A 9,653-nucleotide genomic window follows, 5' to 3' on the forward strand; every position below is an offset into this window, starting at 1 on the left:
AAGCCGATATACCAGTCCTAGCATAGATAACGAGATGCAGATGAGGGCTATCTGAATGATTATCGAAAACATTTATCTGCTCACCTCCATTATCGCTTTTTCAAACGTATTTTTAATGCTGTCGATTGCTTCTTGTTTATCTGCTAGATCCATGGCATGGATGTAGAGGGTTTTATTATCAGCAGAAACGTTGACGACCAGCGTACCTGGCGTAAGTGTAATTAAATTGGCTAGTATTGTAATTTCCCAGTCTTTGGTCAGCTTCGTTTCTAGAGCAAAAATACCAGGTGTAATGGTAAGCCGTGGTTTGAGAATAACCTTGAGGACGGCAATATTAGAAAGAAGGAGTTCTCTAAAGAACAGGAGAACGAGCTTTATGACTGCATAAACACGCAGCAGATAGAATCGTTCGTTGAAAAAATGACGGAAGACAATTAAAATGAGCAGTCCAAGTATGTACCCAATGATAAAGGTGTTTCCGCTGTACTCATTTTTTAAAAACATCCAGGTGAATGCGAGTAATAGATTTAATAAGATTTGAAAAGACATCTGCACATTACTCCTTTAATACCGCATCAAGATAGATATCCGGGTGAAGCAGGGTTTCGGCTGCCTGTGAGATAAATGGATACACAAATTCTGTACCTAGGCCATAGCTGATGGAAAGTGCAACAAGTAAAACGGCTGGAAACAGCAGCTTTTTATAAGGAATATCCTTTTTCGGGTATTCTTTTGCTTCACCCCAAAAGCCATTGATAAAGATCTTCATGACCGAATAGAGCACGAACAGACTGGACAGAAGAACAACGGCCATTCCGAGATACGCAGACTCAGCAGCGGCTCCTTGGAGAATTAATAATTTTCCGGCAAAGCCGCTGAAAGGCGGAATCCCAGCTAGCGAGATGGCTGCAATAAAATAGGTCCAGCCGAGTACAGGGTATGTGCGGATCAGACCGCTGATCTCGCGTAAATTATTCGTCCCTGTTAGTTTAATCATAATACCAATTAGTAAAAACAATGCAGCCTTGATAATCATATCGTGAATGATATAAAAAGCTGTTCCTATTAGAGCTTGTTCATTCATTAGTGAGATTCCAAACGTAATCACGCCGATGGCTATGATGATGTTATAAATAATAATTTTCTTTAAATCCCAATAGCCGACCGCACCTATAATCCCAATAATGATGGTTAAGATGCCAAGCATGCCAAGTAATGTATGTGTATAGCCTTGATCATGATAAAACAAGAGTGTGTAGGTACGAAAAATAGAGTAAATTCCAACCTTTGTTAGGAGTGCACCGAACAAGGCGATTACTGGAATCGGCGGCGCGGCATATGAGCCAGGCAGCCAATAAAAGAGTGGGAAAATTGCTCCTTTCATACCAAACACAATGAGAAAGGAAACAGCAATTACGGTAATAATTCCCGGCTGTCCAATTTCTGCGATTTTTTTGCTTAAGTCGGCCATGTTCAGAGTACCTGTGACGGAATACAGATAGGCAACGGTAATGACAAAGAGCGCAGAGGCAATGACGTTCACCAATAAGTACTTAATGGTCTCGCGGAGTTGAACTTTTGTTCCCCCGAGAGCAAGTAATACGTAGGAAGCCATCAACATGACTTCAAAAAAGACGAATAGGTTAAACAAATCCCCTGTTAAAAATGCTCCGTTTATTCCGACTAGTAAAAACTGAACCATTGAGTAGTAATAGAATTTCTCTCGTGCTTCGCCAATAGAATAAAACGAATAGATCAATACTGAACACACGATAATGGTCGTGGTCAATACGAGCAAGCTTGCAAGCATATCGGCGACGATGACAATGCCAAAAGGTGCTTCCCAGCTCCCAACCGCTAAGGCTATGATTCCGTGGGCAGAGACGTTGTAGACTAAGAAACCTGCGATTCCAATGCCAACTATGGAAGAAAGCAGTGAAAGAATTCGTTGAATAATAATTGATTTAGTAAAGAATAGTAAGATAATTCCTGTGAGCAGCGGCAGCAGCACAGGCAATATAGCAAGGTTATTCATTATGCTTCGTCCCTCTCAATTGATCCATATCATCGGTACCAATCTCTTGATAGGTTCTATATGCCAGTACCAAGAAAAAAGCCGTAACCCCGAAGCTGATAACGATTGCTGTTAATATAAGTGCTTGGGGAAGTGGATCTACATAGTCTTGAATCTTATCGGTTAGGATGGGGACTGCGCCGCGTTTAAGTCCACCCATCGTTAGAATTAATAAATGTGCGCCATGACTCAGCAACCCTGTCCCAATTATGATCCGAAGAATACTTTTAGAGAGTATGAGATACGTTGCACACGTAAAAAGGATGCCAATGACAATGGCCATTAAAATTTCCATTATTCACTCTCTCCAATCGTTTGGATAATCGTCATCGTTACGCCAACAACTACAAGGTAGACACCGAGGTCAAACAGTACGGCTGTATGCAGTGAAATATGTCCGAGTAACGGGAGGTTAACATACGTATATACATGGGTCATCAGTGGTACACCGAACAGCAGCGCTCCTGATGCAGTTAGTGCAGAAAGGAGCAGCCCGCTTGCGATAAATAGTTTATAGTCAACAGGTAGTATTCCCGCAACGGTTTTTAGGTCGTAGGCGAGCAACAGCAAGATGATAGCAGAGGAAGTCATTAGTCCTCCGACAAAGCCGCCGCCTGGCGAGTAGTGGCCGCCTAAAAAGATAGAAAGGGAAAACAGAATTATGACAAAAGCTGCAACCTTTGTAACGGTTTGGAGGATTAGGTCATTTGTTTTCATTCTGATTTCCTCCCTGTCCTAAGTTTGATCATTCCGAAGATGCCGAATGCTGCAATTCCAAGGACTGTAATTTCGAACATGGTATCCAGCCCGCGGAAGTCAACTAAAATGACATTGACAATGTTTTTTCCTCCTGCCTCTTTATAGGCATTTTCTACATAGTAACTGGAAATAGGAGAAAACGGTTTATTGCTGCTAAACGCTGATATCGCAATGAGGGTCACGGTGACACCAACTCCAATAGAGATTAACGCGTTATTCCATCTAAAGGCCATTCGTTCCTCTTTTCGATTGCCAAGCTTCGGAAGCCGGTAAAAACATAACAGAAATAATGCGACTGAAATGGTTTCAATAATCAGCTGAGTTAAGGCAAGATCAGGTGCTCTGAATAAAACAAAAAAGAGTGAAACGGTATAGCCGACGGCACCAAGCAGGATAATGGAGGTCAGCCGTGATTTAGCAAATAAAATGACAATAGACACACTGGCTATGATGACCGCTAAAATAACCTCATATACTCCGATTGGTGCAGCATGATCTAAATTGAGTGTGAAAGCATTTTTTTGAAAAAGGGTGCTTAAAAGGGCCGCAATAAAAAATATGAAAATATATATTAAGTAGTTGCGGATGTACCCAGTCATAAAGAACTTTGTGAGTTTAAATGAGATTACTTCAATCATGTTTAAGGTGTGGTCATAGAGATTGTTAAGTGAAATATGCTCGGGAATGATGGAGTAAATTCTCCACCATCTTTTTAAGGTTATAAAAAGAATAGTCCCAATTACGATGATTCCAACGGTCATCCAGAACTCTGGTTTAAATCCATGCCAAAATCCAATATGGACATGAAGGTCATTTGTCAGCGTTGGCTGAATGGCAGCTGTTGCTGGTTCAATAATAGATGCTGACAACAGATTCGGAAATAAGCCAAATACAATAACCAGCGATGCCAAGATTATTGGAGAAATGAGCATCCCAATTGGTGCCTCATGCGGCTGTTTAGGGAGCTTTTCCGACTGAAGCTTGCCTGTAAAGGTTTTAAATAAAATAATCATACTGTAAATAAAGGTGAAGACACTTGCAATCCAAGCTATTACAGGGAAAAGAGCTCCCCAAGTAGTGAAGTTAAATATATCTAATTCAAAGACATGGAACATGCTTGCTAGGAACATTTCCTTGCTTAAAAAGCCATTAAAGGGCGGTATTCCAGCCATAGAAAAAGTACCTATAACTGCAACCGTAAAGGTAATCGGCATTACCTGCATTAAACCGCCCAGCTTACGGATATCACGTGTACCTGTTTCATGATCGACGATCCCAGCGACCATAAATAGGCTGCCTTTAAAGGTGGCGTGGTTAATTAAATGAAAAACGGCTGCAACAGTAGCGGCAAGATAGAGATTGTCATCTAGTTGTTCATAATGAAGGGCAGCTGCACCAACTCCTAATAATGACATGATTAGGCCAAGCTGACTGATAGTTGAATAGGCTAATATTCCCTTTAAGTCGGTTTGTTTTACCGCAAAGAATGAACCCCATAAAAGAGTGATGATTCCAAAGATAGAAACCAACCAGAGCCAGGTTCCAGAATAGGCAAAGACAGGGGATAGACGAGCAACCAAGTATATACCTGCTTTCACCATTGTGGCTGAATGCAAGTAAGCACTGACCGGTGTCGGAGCCTCCATTGCATCAGGGAGCCAGATATGAAAAGGAAATTGCGCGGATTTCGAGAACGCGCCGAGCAAAATCAGCAGCATAGCAGGGATGAATAAAGGCTGATTAAACAGTTGCCCGCTATCACCAATCAGCTCACGAATACTGAAGGTGCTGCCGATATAGGATAGGAGGACAAAACCGCCGAGCATGGCCAGTCCACCGAAAACCGTAATCAACAATGACTTTTGTGCACCATAGCGAGAGCGCTCGCGATGATGCCAATAGCCGATCAGCAGGAAGGATGACAAGCTGGTTAGTTCCCAGAATGTGTAGAGAACGATTAAGTTATCAGATAGGACAACACCTAGCATGGCACCCATAAACAAAAGTAAATATACATAAAAGTTATGTAGAGATTCTTTTTTATTTGATAAGTAAAAAATCGAGTAGAGAATAACTAGAGAACCAATACCCGTTATTAATAATGCGAATAATAAACTTAATCCATCCACATATAGGGATACATTGATATGTAGAGAAGGAATCCATGGAACACTTTCGATAATGGTTGAACCTTTTCGTGTAGTATCAATGAGTGTGAAAAAGTATGTAAACAGAATGATTGGAAGAAAAAGGACAAACCAGCCCGTATGAATTCGGCGGATAAGCTTATAAAGAAAAGGGACCAGCAGCGCTGCCAAAAACGGCGCTGATATGGCCCAGTGAAGCAACGACATAATACCTCTCCTCATTTCTAGTACGATTGTGCATTACATAGGGAACGTATTTAAAGTATAGCGTAAATAATAGCCTGCTGCATGACTGACGAGCGTCCGCAATCGAATTATAAAAAAATTTATAAATAGGTAGAAACAGGTCATATTTAGGCAAATTTTTTTTTTTAGAAAGGAAGTTTAAAAATGAAAAATACCTATTTACTAGGTTATTTTCCGCTAATTTCAATTATATTATTCAGTCTATCCTTTGCAGTATATGGTGAATTACATACCGTGGATTTGTTAAAACAAATTGGTATTTATCAAGGAATGCTGGCGTTTTTTTCGGTTACAGGTATTAAATTAACTCTCTTGTTTGGATTGTTTTTGATTGTCTTTATGATGTTAGCCGCGTTAAAACTAATCGCTGATACAGCCATCGAGATTTCCTTATTGTTTTTTTCCAAAGAATCAGACGGGGAAAGTTTAAGAAGTATTCGAGCTTGTGCTGTGATTTATTTGATTGGAGGGGCTGCTTCTCTCATAAGTATTCAATCCATTTTAGGGATCTTGGCTATATTTCTTACAACGACATTCGTTGCTTTCATTTATTTTGTATACAAAATCAGCCCTGCACTCAGTGGAGCGGGGCTGATTGGAATCATTGTTTTTCACGTATTTGGTTGGTCAGCCATGCTGAGTACCATTTTATACTGTGGGATCAAGCTCTATAACAGTGTCATAGCAAGCATGCCTTTATAGGCTTGGAATGGAGAGGTTAATAGTCTTCCAGATAGTTAGATGAGGAGCAGCGTGCTGTTGAGCATTCATGCTTGACGGCTGATCTTTGCCTATCCAAATACCTGTGGTGTAGTCGTTCGTCAGTCCAACATACCAGAGGTCCTTAACATCATTTGTCGTACCGGTTTTCCCCCCAATATAACCACGCTCAATATACGCTTTCCTCCCAGTTCCATTTACGGTTACTTCATGAAGCAGATTTCTCATTTTTTTAACCGTTTGATCGCTCCAAATGGTTTTTGCTTTATCGTCCCACTGGTAGAGAATTTTTCCTTGTTTATTACGAACTCTTGCAATAGCGTGAGCCGGTTTATATGTCCCATTTGCGAATGATGTAAAAGCCTGGGTGAGTTCCAGCGTACTGACACCATACGAAAAACCCCCGACTGCTGCGGGTAAAGTATAATCATCAGTGGTGATTTTTTGGAAACGAAAAGGTTTTAGATACGAAAAGGACGTGCGGATGCCTGCCTTTTCAAATAAACGAATAGCTGGCGTATTATAGGAACGGGCAAATGCTTGCTTTAAGGTAACAGAGCCATAACTGCCTCCACCGGCATTACGGGGACAGTATCCGTTTTTACAATAAGATGCGCCGCTAATTAATTGAGTAATTGGTGCGTTCGTCTCCTCGAAATAAGGGGCGTAAACTAGTAATGGTTTCATTGCGGATCCTGGCTGACGATAGCTTTGATACGAACGGTTAAAAGAATTTTTGATATAATTCTTTCCCCCAATCAAAGAGACAAGCTTTTGCGTATGATGTTCTATAACCACTGCCGATGCCTCGATATCGGTTCCGTTAAGCGTTTGCTGCACGGCTTCTTTTGAGACTTTCTGGATAGCAGGGTCTAACGCAGTCTCGATGGTTATACCAGATTCAAGTAAGGTTTCTACTTTATTAGTTAATTTCGTTTGTGCTGCTTTCCTTATAGAGGAATTTTTACTGACAAGCTTCGCTTCCAAACCATCACCCCGAGCGATGAGACTTTTGAATTCATGGTTTACGTAATCTGTATAGTCTGGGTATGGTTCCTTCGTTTTTGGGTTGACATTCAAGGTGATGTTCTCTTCTATTAGTTTGTTCGTTTCACTTTTTGTCAGTTTCCCAGCATCACTAAGCTGTTTGATCAATCGTTCTTGTCTGCGCTTTGTTGCATCGTAATGCTTTAGTGGATTATAAGCGTTTGGGTTATTCGGGATCGCTGCAAGAAAAGCAAGTTGTCCGTTGGTCAATTCGTCAGCAGTTTGGCTAAAATAAAAATTAGCTGCTGCTTCAATCCCATACATGCCGTTATGAAAATAAATGGCATTAATATAGGACTCAAGAATTTCCGTTTTGCTGTATTTCCGTTCCAACTGGTAGGCATGAAGTAGTTCCGCCAGCTTACGATTATACGTTTTTTCAGAAGATAAGAAACTATTTCTTGCTAGCTGCTGAGTAATGGTGCTGCCGCCTTGTTCAATCGAATCACTGGATGCATTGACCATTATTGCACGGCCAATCGCGGCTGCATCAAAACCTGAATGATCATAAAAACTACGATCCTCAGCGATGATGAATACGTCTTTTAAAAACGTTGGTATTTCAGAATCAGCGAGTGAAATCCTATGTTGTTGTTTGGAGATTGACGCGATTACACTGCCGTTTTTATCTTTTATCCAACTTGTTTCAGCTAGTGGAATGGTTTCCATAGGAATCTTTTTATCAAGCACTTGATTTAGGCTAAGGCTTGATGACCATTCTGAATAGGAAAGAAAAAACATCCAGCAGAAAAGTGGGACAAACATAAAAATAAAGACATAACCAAGAAACGTGCGCATAGTCCAACTTCCTGTCTAATATATTTGGGTATAAACAATAATAAAAGGACATTTTTGGGTCATTGTTTATAACGGCAAATTCAGGGGAAATGTTAATTTCTTTTTGATGGGATGTTACTTGAGGAAATAAAAGTTGCGTCTAGTATAAAAAAATGAAATATTCCGAATTTGTTTCTGATATACTAATAAAAAAAAGGGCTTAATTACCTTAAATATGTTAATAGTGTAAAGAGAGGAAAGAAGGAGGTTAGAGTATGGAAAAACAGCAATTTCTATTTATTGATTTTGAATTTACCATGCCGGAAGGGAAAGCAAATCCAATTGGATTTTATCCGGAAATTATTGAAGTAGGGTTTGCGGCTGTAAAAGACGGTCACATTACGGGTGAATTTTCATCTTTTGTTACACCAACAAAATTTAATACGTTGACCGATCGGTGTAAAAAATTCCTGCACATCAGTCAAAGTCAAACAGATTCAGGTATGCCATTTGCTGAACTGGTATCACTGTTAAAAAACTATGATGAAAAATATCCTACAACAGTGGTGACATGGGGAAATATGGATATGAAAGTATTGCGTAACAATTGTCAAAAAGCAGGACTCGACTTTCCGTTCACAGGTAAACAATTAGATCTTTCATTGGAATATAAAAGATTTTTTGGAGACCAGAATCAGACAGGTCTTTGGAAGGCCGTACAAGCATATGGAAAAGAAGGAACAGGTAAACACCATCGTGCACTAGACGATGCATTGACGACTTATAATATTTTTAAATTAGTGGAGAAAGATAAAAGCTATATGAAAAACCATCAGCCTACAACTATCGGCGATAGAATTGACTTATCGAAGGTACTAGATCAACTCGTATTATAAAAGCCAAATCAACGATACTGATTTGGCTTTTATAATGGTCATTATTTAAAATAATCTGCTTCAAGTTCCGCAATCATTTCTAAGCTTTTTTGATCCCATTCCCTGCCGCCTTCACTCAATTTCTGTTTTTGTTTTTCTAAAGCAGCCTTTAATGAGCTTTGATAGTCTGGGATCACAGTCTCGTCGTAAGGACGTACCATGTTTTTTGGGACATTCGTTTGTTCACGATAGGCTAATGCACGCCGCTGGTGAAATAGAGAAACATCGGTTTGTTTAGGGTTGTGTAAATCCCCTTGAGTCGGATGATTGACTACTGCTAGTACCCGCACAAGATAAGCGTTGGCCCGTTCATCCGTGATTTCCCCAATATATTTCCCCGTTTTATAAATCGCTGTAACGATCTCACCGTTTACAAATGTTTTTTCTGTCATGGGTACCCCACCTTTTTAGAATATGTCTTTCCATCATCATACATATAAATGGCACGATTGAATATTGATACGAACTGCAAGGAGGATTCAATAGATGCTTTTTTCTTCCTTTTCATGTATTGTACAATTGATGCTTGGTCGTCATCAATAGGACGGCCTGCGAAAATAGAACTGAAAGAAGGGTTATCGCAATGACAAACTTTCCACAATTAACAACAGAAGTACTCGGAAATGAAAAAGCAGTAATTATGGAAACGACTGCCGGTTCAATTAAAATTAAGTTTTTCCCTGAATTAGCTCCTAAGACAGTGGAAAACTTTTTAACACATGCAGAAAATGGTTATTATGATGGAATTATTTTTCACCGTGTAATCAAAGACTTCATGATTCAAGGCGGCGATCCAGATGGAACAGGAATGGGCGGCGAGAGTATTTGGGGTTCTACTTTCGAAGATGAGTTTTCCATGCAGCTATTTAATCTGCGCGGAGCACTTTCAATGGCCAATTCAGGACCTGCAACAAATGGAAGTCAATTCTTTATCGTGCAAGTCGGATC

The 9,653-nt window shown here is 40.1% G+C and carries 11 protein-coding genes; 4 read left to right on the forward strand and 7 right to left on the reverse strand.

Features of this window, described 5'->3' with window-relative positions; genetic code table 11:
- Positions 1–72: 72 nt before the first annotated feature.
- Genes AC52RT_RS02265 through AC52RT_RS02285 form a run of 5 tightly spaced genes read right to left on the reverse strand, consistent with a single transcriptional unit; the run spans position 73 to position 5,187 of the window.
- The gene (locus AC52RT_RS02265) at positions 73–549 is read right to left on the reverse strand and encodes a Na+/H+ antiporter subunit E (protein WP_495539241.1); all 477 of its coding nucleotides are present in this window, start codon (positions 547–549) and stop codon (positions 73–75) included.
- Positions 550–556: 7 nt separating this feature from the next.
- Entirely contained in the window at positions 557–2,035 is a 1,479-nt protein-coding gene (locus tag AC52RT_RS02270) for a Na+/H+ antiporter subunit D (RefSeq protein ID WP_495539242.1), read from the reverse strand.
- Positions 2,028–2,369: a Na(+)/H(+) antiporter subunit C gene (locus AC52RT_RS02275; RefSeq protein WP_495539243.1), complete on the reverse strand. Its 342-nt coding sequence runs from the start codon at positions 2,367–2,369 to the stop codon at positions 2,028–2,030. The genes AC52RT_RS02270 and AC52RT_RS02275 overlap by 8 nt, the downstream gene beginning before the upstream one ends.
- On the reverse strand, positions 2,369–2,791 hold the full coding sequence (locus tag AC52RT_RS02280; protein WP_340847012.1) for a Na(+)/H(+) antiporter subunit B: 423 nt from the start codon (positions 2,789–2,791) through the stop codon (positions 2,369–2,371). The genes AC52RT_RS02275 and AC52RT_RS02280 overlap by 1 nt, the downstream gene beginning before the upstream one ends.
- Positions 2,788–5,187: a Na+/H+ antiporter subunit A gene (locus AC52RT_RS02285; RefSeq protein ID WP_495539244.1), complete on the reverse strand. Its 2,400-nt coding sequence runs from the start codon at positions 5,185–5,187 to the stop codon at positions 2,788–2,790. The genes AC52RT_RS02280 and AC52RT_RS02285 overlap by 4 nt, the downstream gene beginning before the upstream one ends.
- A gap of 183 nt (positions 5,188–5,370) precedes the next feature.
- Here AC52RT_RS02285 and AC52RT_RS02290 point away from each other — a divergent pair, with 183 nt between their 5' ends.
- Positions 5,371–5,928 carry a DUF5366 family protein gene (locus tag AC52RT_RS02290; protein ID WP_495539245.1) on the forward strand — a complete coding sequence of 186 codons (558 nt, stop codon included), beginning with the start codon at positions 5,371–5,373 and terminating at the stop codon, positions 5,926–5,928.
- Here the strand turns inward: AC52RT_RS02290 and AC52RT_RS02295 are convergent.
- Positions 5,923–7,683 (reverse strand): transglycosylase domain-containing protein, encoded by a 1,761-nt coding sequence (locus AC52RT_RS02295; RefSeq protein WP_495539246.1) that lies wholly within the window; start codon positions 7,681–7,683, stop codon positions 5,923–5,925. The genes AC52RT_RS02290 and AC52RT_RS02295 overlap by 6 nt on opposite strands.
- Before the next feature lie 362 nt (positions 7,684–8,045).
- On the opposite strand from AC52RT_RS02295, the gene kapD reads away from it, so the two are divergent.
- Positions 8,046–8,666, forward strand: a complete 621-nt coding sequence (kapD, locus tag AC52RT_RS02300) for a 3'-5' exonuclease KapD (protein WP_495539247.1) — start codon at positions 8,046–8,048, stop codon at positions 8,664–8,666.
- A 41-nt stretch (positions 8,667–8,707) separates the two neighbouring features.
- Here kapD and kapB read toward each other — a convergent pair whose 3' ends face one another.
- A complete protein-coding gene (gene kapB / locus AC52RT_RS02305) occupies positions 8,708–9,097 on the reverse strand; it encodes a kinase-associated lipoprotein KapB (protein ID WP_495539248.1) in 390 nt (129 codons plus the stop codon).
- A 48-nt stretch (positions 9,098–9,145) separates the two neighbouring features.
- Here kapB and AC52RT_RS02310 point away from each other — a divergent pair, with 48 nt between their 5' ends.
- Together AC52RT_RS02310 and AC52RT_RS02315 are read left to right on the forward strand one after the other, a co-directional pair.
- A complete protein-coding gene (locus tag AC52RT_RS02310; RefSeq protein ID WP_495539249.1) occupies positions 9,146–9,292 on the forward strand; it encodes a hypothetical protein in 147 nt (48 codons plus the stop codon).
- Positions 9,289–9,653, forward strand: a 365-nt coding sequence (locus tag AC52RT_RS02315; RefSeq protein WP_495539250.1) for a peptidylprolyl isomerase, incomplete at its 3' end; no start/stop codon positions are given. The genes AC52RT_RS02310 and AC52RT_RS02315, both read left to right, overlap by 4 nt.

It is taken from the genome of Peribacillus sp. (assembly GCF_059453735.1).